Genomic DNA, 14,911 nt, shown 5'->3' with positions numbered 1-14,911 from the left:
TGAATTTCAGGGTGACACCGTATCCATCAAATCACATGCGCCTGCTGCAACTCGGTTAACGACAGCGCTTTGAGGCTCGCCAATACGGCATCCCGCCGATCCCTCGGATGAGTCAGCTCCACGGCCAGCTCCTGACGAATATTGCTCGGCCGGTTACCCATCACCAGCACCCGATCACTCAGATACAGCGCCTCATCCACGTCATGGGTTACCAGCAACAAGGCGATGGCATGCCGCTGGGCGAGTTGCAGCAGCAAGTCCTGCAGCTTCATGCGGGTAAAGGCGTCCACCGCGCTGAATGGCTCGTCCAGCAGCAGGACTTTGGGGTGCGAGTACAGTCCGCGAGCAATAGCCACGCGTTGCGCCATGCCGCCCGACAGCGATTTGGGCAGCGCGTCGGCAAATCCCGTCAAACCGACTTCTTCGATCAACTGGGTGACCCAGGCCTTGTCGTAATGTTTGTCATCGCTGAAACCGATGTTCTGTTCCACCGTCAGCCAAGGCATCAGGCGCGGCTCCTGAAACACGAAAGCTATTTCATCAGCGGTTCGGTTCAACTCACCTTGATAGTCTTTTTCCAGTCCGGCGACGATCCGTAGCAACGTGCTTTTGCCGCAACCGCTTGGCCCCAGCAGGCTGATGACTTCCCGATCGTGCAGTCGCACATGCACATTGTGCAGCACGGTGGTGCTGCCGAACGACTTGCGCTGGACGTTGATATCCAAAAGGACTTCGCTCATCTCTACTCTCCTGTGCCCTGGCCACTGAACGTGTCGCGCCAGGCCAGAAAGCGTTTTTCCAGACCGGCCAAAATACCGTCACTGATTTTGCCGAGCACAGCCAAGACGATGATGGCTGCCAGCACGATGTCTGGCCGCGAGGTTTCCCGGCCGTCACTGAGCAGATAGCCCAGCCCTTTAGTGGCGGCGATCAATTCAGCTGCCACGAGAAACATCCACGCCAGGCTCATGCCGCTGCGCAGGCCCGTGAAGAGTCCGGGCAGGGCGGCAGGTAAAAGAATGCGGCGCGTCAGCCGACCCCGGCTGAAGCCATACATCTGGCCGGCTTCCACCAGTTTGCGGTCGATATTACGAATCGCTGCCACGCCGTTGAGGTACACCGGAAAGAACGCGCCGATCGCGATCAGGACAATTTTCGAGGTCTCGTCGATGCCCAGCCATAACAGCAGCAGTGGCACCCAGGCCAGACTCGGGATCGAACGCAGGCCCGCGAACGTCGGTTCCAGATAGGCTTCGGCCTCACGGCTCAGGCCGACCCAGGCAGCGAAAATCAATGCGAGGCTGGTGCCGATGGCGAACCCGATCAACACCCGCAACAGGCTGGCGCTGATGTGTTTCCACAACGGCCCGTCAGCGAGATCGCCAAGGGTCAGGGCGATCTCGCTGGGCGCGGGCATCTGATACGACGGCAGCCAGCCGATGCGCACGATGATCTCCAGAAAAACGATGATCAGTAGCGGCAGCACCAGGCCCTTGCCGCGTCGCTTCCATGCAGCGCCGGATGACGGAATGGGCAGCGCGAGAGGCGCTGTCAGGTCTTTGCTTTTGCTGTTCATGGGTTATCTCATCAGGCAGCGCATAGCTATTTGAATCATGGAGATCGTTGTAGGAGTTGGGCTTGCCTTCGATAAGGCTGGACGCGATTCACTTTAGATCGTGTCCAGCCTTATCGCGGGCAAGCCCGGCTCCCACAAGGGGAATGAAGCAGCTCTGGGTTTACTTACTCGCCGTCAAGGTCTTGCTGAAGGCAGGATCGATCAGTTGATCAATAACCTGGTCAACATTGACGCCACGACGCACCAGTTCTTCAGAGACCAGAATCGGCGCTGCGCCCTTGGAGGACGCGACATCTTTAGCGCTCAACTGCGGGGTGCTCAGGTCGGTGCGGGTCAGTTGCAGCTTGGCAACGTCCAGCGGCAAACCGGATTCCTTGGCCAGCAGTTCAGCCAGTTCATCAGGGTGCTTGACCGACCATTCGCGGGCTTTTTCGTAAGCGCTCAGCACGGTTTCGATGGTCTGTGGGTGTTCCTTGGCGAACTTCTCGGTAACGCTCAGCACGCCATAGCTGTTGAAATCCTTGTTGCGGTACAGCAGGCGCGAACCGGCCTGAACTTCGCTGGCGGCCATATGTGGGTCAAGACCGGCCCACGCGTCGACATCACCTTTCTCCAGCGCGGTGCGGCCATCCGGATGCTGCAAGTGCACCAGCTCCACATCGTCCTTTTTCAGACCCGCCTGTTGCAGGGCGCGCAAGGTGAACAGGTACGGGTCAGTACCTTTGGTGGCGGCGATTTTCTTGCCTTTAAGGTCAGCGATGGTTTTGTACGGTGAATCCTTGCGCACCAGCAACGCAGTCCATTCGGCGCGGCTGTAGACATACACCGACTTAATCGGGCTGCCGTTGGCGCGACTGAGCACGGCTGCCAGGCTGGCCGAGGACGCGAAGTCGACGCCGCCGCTGTTCAGGTACTCCAGCGAGCGGTTGCTGCCCTGGCTTAACACCCAGCCCACTTTGCTGTCGGGCAGGGCTTTTTCCAGCCAGCCGAAATGTTTGAGCACCAGGCTCACCGGCGAGTAGTAGGCGTAATCCAGCTTCACTTCCGCTGGTGCTGTTTCTGCCGCAAAGGCCAGCGGGTTCATGCCCAGAGCAAGCACACTGGCGCCGATCAACAACTTCACACGGGTAAAAGAAAACAGGGTTTTAGCGTTCATTTGGAACAGCTCCAGGCAAGGCGATATCAGAAGTTTTTCTTATTCGCAAAAATGGCAGTCGGCTGGTTGCCTACCTGCTTAAAAGGAATATTGCAGGCTCTGTGCCAGATATCCGGGAGTGGAAATACAGGGGCCGGGAAGGGATGGGGAAGAGGTTTACTGTCGACAGGCGAACAGTCTGTTGAGCGACTGTTGCTGGGGCAACAGTTCGCGGTGATGACGGACAATGGTCATTTGTCTGTCATACATTTTATGTAGGAGCGCCCCGGTGTCCATGGCACCGCGCTGTCCCGCAGTAACCACAGAATCTGTAGGAGCGCACGAGCACCGCGAGGCCGCGATAGCGTCCGTCCTGACCCCACCGCCATCGCAGCCTTCGGCAGCTCCTACAGGTCTGGTGGTGTTACGGCTTCCAGATTTCCACATCCTTGGCATCCACAGCCTTGGGCAGCAAGCCCGCAGCAAAGAACGCGTCGGCGATTTTCTGTTGTTCGCCCAGTTGATCAGCTTTCACCGGGCGTACTTCATACGTGCGATGGCTGTTGGCGATTTCTACCGTGGCCGGATCAAGGTTGCCCCACAGCGGGCCGAGCAGCGCAGCGGCTTCTTTCGGGTTGCCTTTGACCCAGTGACCGGCTTTTTGCAATTGCTCGAACACCAGTTTGAGCACTTCTGGATGCGCTTTGGCGTACGGCGTGCTGGTCAGGTAATAACGCTTGTAGCTGGCCAGGCCGGCGCCGTCCGCCAGGGTGCGGGTGGGCAACTGGCGCTGCACGCTGGTCAGGAAGGGTTCCCAGGTCACCCAGGCATCAACCTTGTTGTTTTCGAACGCGGCTCGGCCATCGGCAGGCGTCAGGTAGGCCGGCTGGATGTCCGAGAACTTCAGACCTCCTTTGGCCAGAGCCGCGATCAACAAATAGTGAGTACCGGCAGCTTTGGTCACGGCGACTTTCTTGCCCTTGAGATCCGACAGCTCTTTGATGGGCGAATCCTTGGGCACCACGATGGCCTGAGCAGAGGGCGACGGCGTTTCTTCGGCGAAGTAGGTGAGTCGGGCCTGTGCAGCCTGGGCAAAGATCGGCACGGTATCGGCAACATCCGCGCTGATGTCGACGTTGCCGATGTTCAGCGATTCCAGCAACGGCAGGCCGCTGGGAAATTCATGCCAACTGACGTCAATGTTCGCGTCGTTCAGGGCCTTTTCCAGGGTGCCCTGGGTTTTCAGCACGGTGATCAGGGTCGAGGACTTCTGATAGCCGATGCGTACAGTTTCTCTGGCCTGAGCTGGCAGCATCAGCGTCCATGCGGCAGCAATGGCCAGACCGGCAAGTAGCGGGCGACGCAGGCGAAAACTCAGTAACGTTTTTGACATGGCATTCTCGAAAACAGATGGGTGTTTGCAAACGAAGAAGAGGGCGCAAAAGCGCCCCCGGAAAGCTGGGTCAGTTTGGTCAGGCGACTTTTTCCTGAGCTTCCCGCTCGCGCTTGGCCACCAGTTCGCGGGTCAGCGGGATGAGTTTTTTGCCGTAGTCGATGGCGTCGTCCAGCGGGTCGAAGCCGCGAATCAGGAAGGTGGTGATGCCAAGGTCGTAGTAGTCCAGCAGGGCTTCGGCCACTTGTTCGGGCGTGCCGACCAGCGACGTCGAATTGCCTTGCGCTCCCAGCAGCCCGGCGATGCCTGTCCACAGGCGTTTGTCCAGACGCGACCCCTGTGCAGCGGCAGCCAGCAAGCGACGTGAGCCTTCGTTCGGTGGCTCGCGACGAACGAAACCATTGCTTTCGGCGATGGCTTTGGCACGTTCGAGAATGCTGTCGGCACGGGCCCAGGCTTTCTCTTCGGTTTCCGCCAGGATTGGTCGCAACGACAGACTGAAACGCACTGTCCGGCCATGCTTGGCCGCTTCAGCGCGAACTTCTTTGACGACCGCCCGGACCTGCTCGTAAGTCTCGCCCCACAACGCGTACACATCCGCGTGCTTGCCCGCTACAGCGATGGCGGCAGGCGAGGAGCCGCCGAAATACACCGGGATATGTGGCTGTTGCGGAGACTTCACCAGCGAGTGCGCGCCTTCGAACTGGTAATACTCGCCCTTATGGTCGAACGGTTTTTCGCTGGTCCATTCCTGACGCACGATGCCCAGGTATTCGTCGGTGCGGGCATAGCGCTCGTCTTTACCGATGTGACTGCCGTCGGCACGCAGCTCCTTGTCGTCGCCACCGGTGATGATGTGAATCGCCGTGCGCCCGCCGTTGAACACGTCAAGGGTCGCAAACTGACGCGCCGCCACCGTGGGCGAGATAAAGCCAGGGCGGTGAGCGATGAGGAATTTGAGTTTTGTCGTGACGCTCGATGCGTGAGCTGCAACGAAGGCACTGTCCGGGCTGTTGGAATGGTAAGCCACCAGCGCACGATCAAAACCAGCGTCTTCATGGGCTTTGGCGACTTTCGCCACGTACTCGGGCTGTATGGTCGGGCCGCTGCGCGGGTGGATTTCCGAGCCAGGCTGAGTGGCGATGTAGCCGATGAATTCGATGCTCATGAACAGCTCCTTCTTGTAGTCATACCGTATAAGGGGGGAGGTGTCGGGGATGGATCATTCCGAAACCTGAATCCGTACCTGCAACATATGGCTATAGAAGCGAGCTGTGAAATTCTATTTTGACCTAAGGTTATTATAAAAATATTGCATGTATACACCGCTTCATGATCAGTGTTCAGAATTTTTTATGAGGGGGATCAAATCGCCGTGAAACCTGACGCCTGTCTGCGAAGCAACAGGTGTGGTCCGATTTCCGGAATCGAGCAGACCCCGAGCATGGCCATGTCTCGTGATACCTCATCATGGAGCAGCTTGATCGCATGCTCGACACCGGATTGCCCGGCCACCGATCCGGCGAAGGCAAACGGCCGACCGACAAAGACGAAACGCGCACCCAGCCCCAGCGCCTTGATTACATCGGTACCGCGTCTCACGCCACTGTCGAGCATCACCGGAATGCCCGGGCAGGCTTCTACGATGTCCGGCAAAACGTGCAAAGGCGAGATGGCACCGTCCAGCTGACGACCGCCGTGGTTGGAGACAATGATGCCGTCTGCACCGTACTCAAGGGCCTTGATCGCATCCCCTTTGTGCAAAATGCCCTTGATGATCAGCGTGCCGGGCCACTGCTTACGGATCAGTTTGAAATGTTCCCAGTTCAAATGACCGCGCGGTGCGAAATCCCGAGCCACATTTGACGAAACAATCGGCACGCCGCGATGGGCGTAGTTGTTTTCAAAGTGCGGCATGCCGTGTTTGAGCAGTGTCTTGAAGAATGTGCCGAACAGCCATTTTGGGTGACTGATTCCGTCCCAGGCCAAACGTAAGCCTGGTCGCAATGGAGTGGAAAAACCCGCACGCAGATTGTTTTCGCGATTGGCCGGCGCCGGCACATCAACCGTGATTACCAGGGTTTTGAAACCAGCTTTTTCGACTCGCTGCACCAGGGCGATGATGTTGGCTTCGTCTCCCGGCAGATAGGCTTGAAACCAGGCATGCGGATTGGCTTTGGCCACATCTTCCAGCGGTATCAATGACGAGCCGCTCATGATCATTGGCACATTCGTGGCGGCAGCTGCCTGAGTCAGGATCAGATCGCCACGATAGGCGTATAGCGCGCTGATGCCCATGGGTGCGATGCCGAACGGCGCGGCATAGCGGTGGCCGAACAGTTCTGTCGTCAACGTGCGTCGTGAAATGTCCACCAGCGCACGGGGTACGAAGCCATAGTCTTGAAACGCCGCCCGGTTCCACTTCAGCGAAACGTTGTCTTCAACGGCACCTGCTACATAGCCGAAGATCGGTCGGGGCAGGTGTTTCTGTGCTGCCGCTTCGAAGTCATCCAGACGCAGCAGCTTCTTCATTGCATTGCCTGGGTGGGCTGGCGCGGAGCGTGAGGGGGCTGTGGAGTTTGGCAGGGTCGACATGGTGCTTATTGTCCAGATTACTTGAAAGAGGCAACTCACTCATCTTTGCAAACATCATACGGTTATCCGCAGGTGAACTTATATTACCGATCTGCAGGGATATATCACGCTTGTTAATCAATTAAATGATTTAAGTTTTGGCGTGTATTGCGCAGTCCACGGTTTTACTACTTATAGGCGTTTGGCAGAAGCTTATAACGGGTTGAGTTATAGGCTTATGTGATCTGAGTATTTCGTTTTACAAGGTTGGATGATTAGCGTGCGGGGCCTCTAGGTCGGGGTGTACAGGCTGTTTGTCTGAGGCCGATCCTGAAGTTTCTGGTTAATCAAGGATTGTTAAATGTTCAAGTCAACACTGACGGCCGCTGTGGCGGCGGGCCTGTTCGCACAACAGGCAGCCGCGGCAGGTTTTATTGAAGACAGTAAAGCGACGGTGACAGCCCGCAACTATTATTTCAATGGTGATAATCGGGACGGGACGGCCGAACCTTCAAAACAGGAGGAGTGGGGACAGGGCTTTATTATTGATTACACCTCAGGCTTTACTCAGGGTGTTGTCGGCGTGGGTGTCGATGCGTTGGGGCTGGTCGGCATAAAACTGGATTCGGGTAAAGGCACCGCTTACAACTCTGGCAGTGCTTCAGGTGGCGCAGTGTTCCCGAGTGACAGCGATAATCGTGCGGTCGATCAGTTTGGCAGTCTGGGGTTGACGGGCAAGGTTCGTGTGTCGAAAACCGAATTGCGCCTGGGTACTTTGCAACCCAAGTTGCCAGTCGTGACCTACAACGACGGTCGCCTGCTACCACAGACTTTCGAAGGCGGGCAGATCACCAGCAAGGAATTCACCAATCTGACGTTGATCGGCGGCAAGCTTGAACACGCCAAAGGTCGGAATTCCACCAGTGCAGATTCGCTGTCCATTTCCGGCGCCAATAGCCGCACCGGTCAGCGCAGCAATGCGTTCTATTACGGTGGCGCGGATTACCGGATCAGCAAGGACCTGCTGGCGCAGTATTACTACGGCAATCTGCAAGACTTCTATACCCAGCACTTCTTCGGCCTGACCCACAATTTAGAGTTGCCAGCGGGCAAATTGAAAACCGATCTGCGTTACTTCCTCAGTGATTCGGACGGCAAGAACGCCAGTCAGGAAGGGCGACTGGCGGGTTATCGCGCTTCCGGGCGGCCCGGCACCTCGGGCGAAGTTGATAACCGCACCTGGAGCGCGTTGTTTACTTATAGCCTGGGAGGGCATGCACTCAGTGCGGGTTATCAGCAGGTCAACGGCAACAGTGATTTCCCTTTCCTCAATCAGGGCGACGGCGCGACGGCGTATCTGATTACCAACAAGCAGATCGGCAAATTCCAGCGCGCCGGTGAACAAACCTGGGTCAGTCAATACGGCTACGACTTTGCTGAAATTGGTGTGCCGGGCCTGAAGAGTTCTATTTCATATCTGCGTGGCAGCAACATCAAAGCGGCAGGCGCGGGGCACGAGTGGGAACGTGACCTGAGCGTCAGCTATGTGGTGCCGACCGGTGCGTTCAAAGGTCTGGGCCTTACCTGGCGCAACGCAGCCTTGCGCTCGGGCGTCGACGCTCAGCGCGATCAGGACCAGAACCGCGTCATCGTCAGCTATTCCCTGGCGTTGTTTTAATTCCTTGAGGTGACCTGTCATGTACAAAAAAACCGTTAGTTCATTGTTGATCGGTGCCGCGTTCCTGGCGGGCGTCAGTGTCGCTCACGCCGATGCGACGCTGGACAAGATTCAGCAGCGCCATGTCATCAGCGTCGGGATCATGGTCAGCGGTTTGCCCTTCGGCACTCTGGACCCTGCCACCGGCGAACCGAAGGGCTACAACGTCGAACTGGCCCAAGGCGTCGCCGACGGCCTGGGTGTGAAAGTGGACATGGTCCCGGTGTTGGCGCCCAGCCGTGTGCAGTTCCTGCAGCAGGGCAAGGTCGACATCCTGATCGCCAACATGAACCTCACCCCGGATCGGGCCAAAATGCTTGATTACGTGCCGACTCCTTATGAGGAAATCGCCGCCGCTGCCTTGATGCGCAAGGACGCGGGCATCAAGCGATGGGAAGACTTGCGCGGCAAGCCGGTGTGCGTGTCTCAGGGGAGCAATTTCATCAACTGGCTGCGCGGCACCTATGGCGCTGAAATCAAGGCGTTCCGCAGTCAGTCCGAATCGCTGCTGTCCTTGCGTGGCAATGGCTGCGTGGCGGCGGTGCATGTCAGCCCGACCTTGCAGGCGTTGTTGGCCAACCCGGAGTGGGCCGACTACGAAATCCCGCTGCCGGCAGACCGTGATCCACTGCAATCGGTTATTTGGGTGCGCAAGGGTGAACACGATGTTCAGGGCAAGATCGACGCCATCGTTCGTGAATGGCACCGCAGCGGCTGGCTGATCGAAACCGGCAAACGCAACGGCATGATCCCCTCACAAGGGCTGCTGGCGTTGCATGAGAAGTATCGGGATGCGGTGCCGTTGGGCAAATGAGCACCCGTAGGACCGGCTTTAGCCGGGAGGGCATTGTTCTTGACACAAGATATGCAGCGAATCTCCCGGCCCTCTCCCGGCTAAAGCCGGTCCTACGATGTTTATGCCGCTGCGCCAACGTTGTCAGTCAAAAAGGAAACCCAGCATGCCCATAGGCTTCAGAGTCCTCACCCGCCAGCGTGCGGTGACGGCGGAGCAGGTCGAGCGTTACCGGAATCTGCCGGTGGCCAACATCAGTGATTCCATGCAGCGCATGACGGCGGGTGGTGCAGGGTTAAAACCTTATCATCGCGGCGGGGCGCTGCTCGGGGTTGCACTGACGGTCAAGTGTCGGCCTGGCGACAACCTGATGCTGCATCACGCGCTGAACATCGCCGAGCCCGGCGATGTCATCGTGGTCGATGGCGGTGGGGATCTGACCAACGCATTGATCGGCGAGTTGATGCTCGCCTTCGCTCAGAAAAAGCAATTGGCCGGAGTCGTCATCAACGGTGCTGTGCGTGATACGGCGAGCATCGCCGCCAGCGACTTTCCGGTGTATGCCCGTGGTGTGACTCATCGAGGGCCGTACAAAAATGGTCCGGGCGAAATCAACGTGCCGATTGCCATCGACGGCATGGTGATCGAGCCCGGAGACCTGATCGTTGGCGACCCGGACGGTGTGCTGTGCGTGCCGTTCGATCAGGTCGATGCCGTGTATGAACTGGCCAGTGCCAGACACTTGGCTGAGCAGTCAAAACTGCAAGCCATCGCCGAAGAGCGTAACGACCGCAGCTGGGTGCTGAATGCTTTATTGGCCGCCGGTTGCGACCTCTGATTCAAACCGGCACGTCGCCCAGAATCGTCGCCCGGTGCATGACTCTGCGCTGCGGCCGGTAGTCGTCCACGGCGTAATGCTGGGTGACGCGGTTGTCCCAGAAGGCCACGTCATCGGCCTGCCAGCGCCAACGAATGGTGAACTCCGGCCGGGTCGCGTGGCTGAACAGGAAGGCCAGAAGCGCCGCACTTTCTGTCTCGCTCAGCTCGTTGATACGGGATGTGAAGCCGTCGTTGACGAACAGCGATTTGCGGCCACTGACCTGATGCGTGCGAATCACCGGGTGCGAGATCGGCGGATATTTGCGGCGGGTCTGTTCCCAGCGGGCGATGTCTTCAGGTGTAGTGCCGAAGCGCGCCAAGGGAAACGAGCGGGTGAAATCGTGCGTCGCGGTCAGCCCTTCGAGGAGCGTTTGCAGCGGTAATGAGAGCGCTTCATAAGCGGCGATGCCGCTGGCCCACAACGTGTCGCCACCGTATTCGGGCAAATGTTTCGCACTGAGCACCGCGCCCAGCGCGGGGGTTGGCAGGAACGTCACGTCGGTGTGCCAGATGGCGTTATCGCGTACGTCGGTAACGGCCGTATCGAGGATCAGTACCTCGGGTTGTTCTGGCACATTCGGGTAGATCGGGTGAATGTGCAGATCCCCAAAACTGGCGGCAAACCGCGCTTGTTGTCGGGGTGTCAGTGGCTGATTGCGAAAGAACAGCACCTGATGCTTGAGCAACGCCTGCTCGATGGCATCGCGTTGTTCGTGAGTCAATTCCTGGCTTAAATCAACGCCGCTTATCTGAGCGCCGAGGGCAGGGCTTAGGGGGGAGATCTGGATAGGCATGTTGGTATTTCCAAGTTTTTGCTGGTGCACAAACCCTGTGGGAGCGGTGCTTGGTCTCGGCGGCATTCCGACGATGCATGAGATGCGGATTGAAGGCACACCGCGTTATCGTTTATCGCTGGCAAGCACCGCACAAAGCATCATTGTCGCTATGGGTCTCAATGACTCTGCCCATGCCACGGCACCAGCTTGCGTTGCAGCGCGCGCAAGCCCATTTCCATGGCAAAGGCGATCAGAGCGATGACGAGGATTCCCAACACCACGACATCGGTCACTAGAAACTGTGCTGCGGACTGAACCATGAACCCCAAGCCGCTGGTCGCCGCGATCAGTTCGGCGGCCACCAAGGTAGACCAGCCGACACCCAGCCCGATACGTACCCCGGTGAGGATTTCCGGCAGGGCGCTGGGCAGAATCACGTGGCGAATCAACTGCCAGCGAGTAGCGCCCAAAGATTGCGCGGCGCGCAGTCTGGTCGGGTCAACGGTGCGCACGCCCGTCGCGGTAGCAATCGCGATGGGGGCGAAGATCGCCAGGTAGATCAGCAGCACCTTGGAGAACTCGCCGATGCCGCACCAGATCACGATCAGCGGCAAATAAGCCAGCGGCGGGATAGGGCGGTAGAACTCGATCAGCGGATCGAAGATGCCTCGGGCGATGCGGTTGCGGCCAATGGCGATACCCACCGGAATAGCCGTGAGTACGGCGACCAACAGCGCCAGGCCGATGCGTTGCAAACTCGCCCCCAAGTGCTGCCAGAGCGTGGAATCCATGTAGCCGGTGGTCATCAATAGCCAGGCTTTTTCCAGCACAGCCGAGGGCGGCGGAAGAAACAATGGTTCGATAAACGCCGCAGCCGTCGCTGCCCACCACGCGACCAACAGCACCACCAGCGTCAGCACGCTGATTGCGCGGGTGCTGAGGCTCCAGCGCACAGGCGCGGCGACAGCTTTAACGGCGTCGGTCGTGGTGTTCTGTAATTCGTAACTGCTCATGCGTGTTGCTCCCGGGAAACGCCGCGTTGGGAAAACACGCTGGCCAGTACCTGTTCCCGGGTGTCGATGAACCTTGGGTCAGACTTGATCGCGCGGGCCGACTCTCCAGCGGCATAACGTTGCCCGAAGTCCAGCTGCAGACGTTCGGCTATATGCCCCGGATTCGGTGCCAGCAGAATCAGGTCGGTGGCGAGGAACACGGCTTCTTCGATGTCGTGGGTGATCAGGAACACCGGCTTGGCCGTGCGCTGCCAGACTTGCAGCAGCAGTTCCTGCATCTGTTCGCGAGTGAACGCATCCAGTGCGCCAAACGGCTCATCCATCAGCAGCACACGGGGATCAGCCGCCAGCGCACGCGCCAGGCCAACCCGCTGCTTCTGGCCGCCAGAGAGCTGCCAGATCTGGCGCTGGTCGAAACCGGCGAGGTCCACCAGTGCGAGCATTTCTCTGGCCTTGGCTTCGCGCTGATCACGCGGCACACCGGCCAGTTGCAGGCCGAACGCGACGTTGGTTAATACGTCCTGCCAGGGCAGCAATGCATCGTCCTGAAACACCACGCCGCGCTCGGCACTCGGCCCGTTTACCGGCGTGCCGTCGAGGCTGATGCTGCCGGCACTGGGCGGCACGAAACCGGCAATCAGATTCAGCAGCGAGGTTTTGCCGCTTCCCGACGGACCCAGTGCCACCAGCAATTGCCGGGGGCCGAGGCTGAGGGAAATATCCGCCAGCACCGGTTCGATCGCGCCGGGATACTGTGCGCTGATGCGCTCCAGTTTGAGCAAAGCCATTGTCTGAACTCCGCTTATTGAGTAATGAATTTGTCGCTGACGTAGGGCGCGTAATCAGCCAGTACTGCATCGACCTTGCCTTGCTCCTTGAGGAACGCTGCGGTCTTGGTCACAGCGTCGATGGTCGGTGCGCCGAGCAGGGCGCTTTGGTCTGCGGCCAGCGGGTAGACGTTGCCTTGCAGCAGACCGGGGATGTCCGAGGTTTTCGCGCCGGAGAGCTTCACCAGCTTGTCGACGTTGCTGGACTTGGCCAGCCAGGCGGCCGGGTCCTTGCGATAGTCGGCGTAGGCGTCGAGGGTGACTTTGGCAAAGGATTTGACGATTTCAGGGTGCTTGTCGGCGAAGTCCTTGCGCACGATCCAGGCGTCGAACGTCGGTGCGCCAACCTTGGCCAGTTCTCCGGAAGTGATCAGCACTTTGCCGTTTTCCTTGGCAACACCCAGCGCCGGGTCCCAAACGTAGGTGGCGTCGATGTCACCGCGTTTCCAGGCGGCGGCGATGGCCGGTGGTGCGAGGTTGAGAATGGTGACTTTCGACGGGTCGATATTCCAGTGTTTCAGCGCGGCCAGCAGGCTGTAGTGACCTGTTGAAACGAACGGTACGGCGATTTTTTTGCCGATCAGATCCTGAGGTGAGTTGATCCCCGAACCATTGCGCGCAACCAGCGCCTCGGCGGCGCCAATTTGCGTAGCGATCAGAAAAGTCTCAACCGGCAGCTTGCGGGTCGCAGCAGCGGTGAAAGGACTGGATCCGAGGTAGCCAATCTGCACATCGCCGGACGCAATGGCCGTGATGACGTCGGCGCCGTTTTCGAACTTGCGCCAAGAGATTTTCGAGTCGGTGGCTTTTTCATACACGCTATCAGCCTGGGCGACTTTGGCCGGATCAACGGTGGTCTGATAGGCGACGGTGAAGTCCGCAGCTTGAGCCAGATATGAAGCGCCAGTCAGCGACAGCGCCACCAGAAGGCGAAGAGGGAAGTGCAGTTTCATCATGAAGCTCCGAATCAGGCTGGCCGGGGACTGGCTGAGATTGGAGACTAAATGATCTAAGAAACTCTAAATAAATAACCTTTTTTCATTAGCTTATGAGCGATTTCGCTGAGGGATCGCTCATGGTTCTTCCCTTGAATCAGGGCGTTATTTCCAGACAGCTTCCTGGACATTGATCTTTTTCGGCAGCAGTTTGTTCTGGAAGAACAGATCCGCCGTCGCCTGTTGCGCGGCGATGATGTTGGCGTCCACCGGCAGGATCGGCGACGGTGGCCGGTTGTCCAGGTAGCGGGTAATCACCGGTTCCGGCAGACCCATGGAGCCGGTCAGAATGTCGATACTCTGTTGACGCTCGCTGCGGGTCAGGGCTTCGGCGGCGGTGAGTTCTTCCAGCACGGCGTGAATAAAGTCTGCGTACTGATTGGCGTAGTCGCGACGCGCGCTGTAGATCGGGCCGGACAAACCCAATCCTGTGCCGTCGGCCAGCAGACGGCTGTGGCCTTCGATCAGGGCCAGCGAGGCGTAAGGGTCCCAGATTGCCCAGGCATCGACACTGCCTTGCTCAAAGGCGGCGCGAGCATCGGCGGGGGTGAGGTAGATCGGCTGGATATCCTTGAAGCTCAACCCGGCTTTGTTCAGTGCTCGCAACAAGACGTTGTTGGAACTGGAGCCTTTCTGGAAGGCAACTTTCTTGCCCTTCAGGTCGGCCACGCTTTGCAGCGGACTGTCCTTGCGCACCAGGATGGTTTCTGCGGCGGGCTTGGCGGGTTCGGCACCGACGTAGACGAGGTCAGCACCGGCTGCCTGAGCGAACAGCGGCGGGATATCGCCGGTGGAACCCAGGTCCAGCGCGCCGATGTTCAACGCCTCAAGCATCTGCGGACCGGCGGGAAATTCGATCCACTGGATTTTGGTGTCGGCAAAGCGTTTTTCCAGCAGGCCTTTTTCCTTGGCGATCACCAGGGCGATGGAGCCTTTCTGATAGCCGACGCGCAGGTTTTGCGGGTCGGCCGCCAAGGCAGAGTGGGCCGATGCAAGGCCAAGGAGGCTTGCGAAGAGGAGTGCTATGGTTTTCATTTTTGCTCACTTATCTCTGACTGCAAATAAATCGTCAGGCTAATGAAGATCCCTTGTGGGAGCCGGGCTTGCCCGCGATAAACGATAACGCGGTATGTCTTCAATCCACGTCTCATATATCGCGGGCAAGCCCAGCTCCCACAGGGAGTGCGTTCCACAAGGGAGATTGCATTCCACAGGGAGGTGTATTTATTGAGG

Annotated in this window: 14 protein-coding genes; 3 read left to right on the top strand and 11 right to left on the bottom strand. The window is 58.5% G+C overall.

Annotated elements, in window-relative coordinates; all coding sequences use genetic code 11:
• Window positions 1–26 precede the first annotated feature (26 nt).
• The 6 genes from ABRP31_RS17725 to ABRP31_RS17700 form a co-directional block, all read right to left on the bottom strand.
• On the bottom strand, window positions 27–740 hold the full coding sequence (locus tag ABRP31_RS17725) for an ABC transporter ATP-binding protein (protein ID WP_349969531.1): 714 nt from the start codon (window positions 738–740) through the stop codon (window positions 27–29).
• A 2-nt stretch (window positions 741–742) separates the two neighbouring features.
• Complete coding sequence (locus ABRP31_RS17720; protein ID WP_349969530.1) at window positions 743–1,576, bottom strand: ABC transporter permease; 834 nt, start codon at window positions 1,574–1,576, stop codon at window positions 743–745.
• A gap of 160 nt (window positions 1,577–1,736) precedes the next feature.
• Entirely contained in the window at window positions 1,737–2,732 is a 996-nt protein-coding gene (locus ABRP31_RS17715) for an aliphatic sulfonate ABC transporter substrate-binding protein (RefSeq protein ID WP_087265204.1), read from the bottom strand.
• A gap of 403 nt (window positions 2,733–3,135) precedes the next feature.
• A complete protein-coding gene (locus tag ABRP31_RS17710) occupies window positions 3,136–4,104 on the bottom strand; it encodes an aliphatic sulfonate ABC transporter substrate-binding protein (RefSeq protein ID WP_349969529.1) in 969 nt (322 codons plus the stop codon).
• Window positions 4,105–4,183: 79 nt separating this feature from the next.
• A complete protein-coding gene (locus ABRP31_RS17705; protein ID WP_349969528.1) occupies window positions 4,184–5,272 on the bottom strand; it encodes an LLM class flavin-dependent oxidoreductase in 1,089 nt (362 codons plus the stop codon).
• A 197-nt stretch (window positions 5,273–5,469) separates the two neighbouring features.
• Complete coding sequence (locus tag ABRP31_RS17700) at window positions 5,470–6,636, bottom strand: alpha-hydroxy acid oxidase (protein WP_349969527.1); 1,167 nt, start codon at window positions 6,634–6,636, stop codon at window positions 5,470–5,472.
• Window positions 6,637–7,039: 403 nt separating this feature from the next.
• On the opposite strand from ABRP31_RS17700, the gene ABRP31_RS17695 reads away from it, so the two are divergent.
• The 3 genes from ABRP31_RS17695 to ABRP31_RS17685 all read left to right on the top strand — a co-directional run bounded on the left by ABRP31_RS17695 (window position 7,040) and on the right by ABRP31_RS17685 (window position 10,026).
• Window positions 7,040–8,356: an OprD family porin gene (locus tag ABRP31_RS17695; protein WP_349969526.1), complete on the top strand. Its 1,317-nt coding sequence runs from the start codon at window positions 7,040–7,042 to the stop codon at window positions 8,354–8,356.
• A 19-nt stretch (window positions 8,357–8,375) separates the two neighbouring features.
• On the top strand, window positions 8,376–9,209 hold the full coding sequence (locus ABRP31_RS17690; protein WP_349969525.1) for a transporter substrate-binding domain-containing protein: 834 nt from the start codon (window positions 8,376–8,378) through the stop codon (window positions 9,207–9,209).
• A 145-nt stretch (window positions 9,210–9,354) separates the two neighbouring features.
• The gene (locus ABRP31_RS17685) at window positions 9,355–10,026 is read left to right on the top strand and encodes an RraA family protein (RefSeq protein ID WP_349969524.1); all 672 of its coding nucleotides are present in this window, start codon (window positions 9,355–9,357) and stop codon (window positions 10,024–10,026) included.
• Between the two features lies 1 nt (window position 10,027).
• Here ABRP31_RS17685 and tauD read toward each other — a convergent pair whose 3' ends face one another.
• From tauD to ABRP31_RS17660, 5 genes are all read right to left on the bottom strand, one after another.
• Window positions 10,028–10,861, bottom strand: a complete 834-nt coding sequence (gene tauD / locus ABRP31_RS17680) for a taurine dioxygenase (RefSeq protein WP_349969522.1) — start codon at window positions 10,859–10,861, stop codon at window positions 10,028–10,030.
• A 158-nt stretch (window positions 10,862–11,019) separates the two neighbouring features.
• Window positions 11,020–11,856 (bottom strand): taurine ABC transporter permease TauC, encoded by an 837-nt coding sequence (tauC, locus tag ABRP31_RS17675; RefSeq protein WP_349969521.1) that lies wholly within the window; start codon window positions 11,854–11,856, stop codon window positions 11,020–11,022.
• The gene (gene tauB / locus ABRP31_RS17670) at window positions 11,853–12,644 is read right to left on the bottom strand and encodes a taurine ABC transporter ATP-binding subunit (protein WP_349969520.1); all 792 of its coding nucleotides are present in this window, start codon (window positions 12,642–12,644) and stop codon (window positions 11,853–11,855) included. The genes tauC and tauB overlap by 4 nt, the downstream gene beginning before the upstream one ends.
• Window positions 12,645–12,658: 14 nt before the next feature.
• On the bottom strand, window positions 12,659–13,636 hold the full coding sequence (tauA, locus tag ABRP31_RS17665) for a taurine ABC transporter substrate-binding protein (protein WP_349969587.1): 978 nt from the start codon (window positions 13,634–13,636) through the stop codon (window positions 12,659–12,661).
• A 147-nt stretch (window positions 13,637–13,783) separates the two neighbouring features.
• Window positions 13,784–14,713 (bottom strand): sulfonate ABC transporter substrate-binding protein, encoded by a 930-nt coding sequence (locus ABRP31_RS17660; protein WP_349969519.1) that lies wholly within the window; start codon window positions 14,711–14,713, stop codon window positions 13,784–13,786.
• Between the last annotated feature and the right edge of the window lie 198 nt (window positions 14,714–14,911).

This window comes from Pseudomonas caspiana, from assembly GCF_040224095.2.
GTDB classification, from domain to species: Bacteria; Pseudomonadota; Gammaproteobacteria; order Pseudomonadales; family Pseudomonadaceae; genus Aquipseudomonas; species Aquipseudomonas caspiana.
The sequence above is the reverse complement of the archived record's forward strand: the minus strand, read 5'-3'. Positions and strand labels throughout refer to the sequence as shown.

Excerpts from the sequence above, each read along its gene's own strand:
- ABRP31_RS17725 (WP_349969531.1), bottom strand. The coding sequence starts at position 740 with ATGAGCGAAGTCCTTTTGGATATCAACGTCCAGCGCAAGTCGTTCGGC.
- ABRP31_RS17720 (WP_349969530.1), bottom strand. The coding sequence starts at position 1,576 with ATGAACAGCAAAAGCAAAGACCTGACAGCGCCTCTCGCGCTGCCCATT.
- ABRP31_RS17715 (WP_087265204.1), bottom strand. The coding sequence starts at position 2,732 with ATGAACGCTAAAACCCTGTTTTCTTTTACCCGTGTGAAGTTGTTGATC.
- ABRP31_RS17710 (WP_349969529.1), bottom strand. The coding sequence starts at position 4,104 with ATGTCAAAAACGTTACTGAGTTTTCGCCTGCGTCGCCCGCTACTTGCC.
- ABRP31_RS17705 (WP_349969528.1), bottom strand. The coding sequence starts at position 5,272 with ATGAGCATCGAATTCATCGGCTACATCGCCACTCAGCCTGGCTCGGAA.
- ABRP31_RS17700 (WP_349969527.1), bottom strand. The coding sequence starts at position 6,636 with ATGAAGAAGCTGCTGCGTCTGGATGACTTCGAAGCGGCAGCACAGAAA.
- ABRP31_RS17695 (WP_349969526.1), top strand. The coding sequence starts at position 7,040 with ATGTTCAAGTCAACACTGACGGCCGCTGTGGCGGCGGGCCTGTTCGCA.
- ABRP31_RS17690 (WP_349969525.1), top strand. The coding sequence starts at position 8,376 with ATGTACAAAAAAACCGTTAGTTCATTGTTGATCGGTGCCGCGTTCCTG.
- ABRP31_RS17685 (WP_349969524.1), top strand. The coding sequence starts at position 9,355 with ATGCCCATAGGCTTCAGAGTCCTCACCCGCCAGCGTGCGGTGACGGCG.
- tauD (WP_349969522.1), bottom strand. The coding sequence starts at position 10,861 with ATGCCTATCCAGATCTCCCCCCTAAGCCCTGCCCTCGGCGCTCAGATA.
- tauC (WP_349969521.1), bottom strand. The coding sequence starts at position 11,856 with ATGAGCAGTTACGAATTACAGAACACCACGACCGACGCCGTTAAAGCT.
- tauB (WP_349969520.1), bottom strand. The coding sequence starts at position 12,644 with ATGGCTTTGCTCAAACTGGAGCGCATCAGCGCACAGTATCCCGGCGCG.
- tauA (WP_349969587.1), bottom strand. The coding sequence starts at position 13,636 with ATGAAACTGCACTTCCCTCTTCGCCTTCTGGTGGCGCTGTCGCTGACT.
- ABRP31_RS17660 (WP_349969519.1), bottom strand. The coding sequence starts at position 14,713 with ATGAAAACCATAGCACTCCTCTTCGCAAGCCTCCTTGGCCTTGCATCG.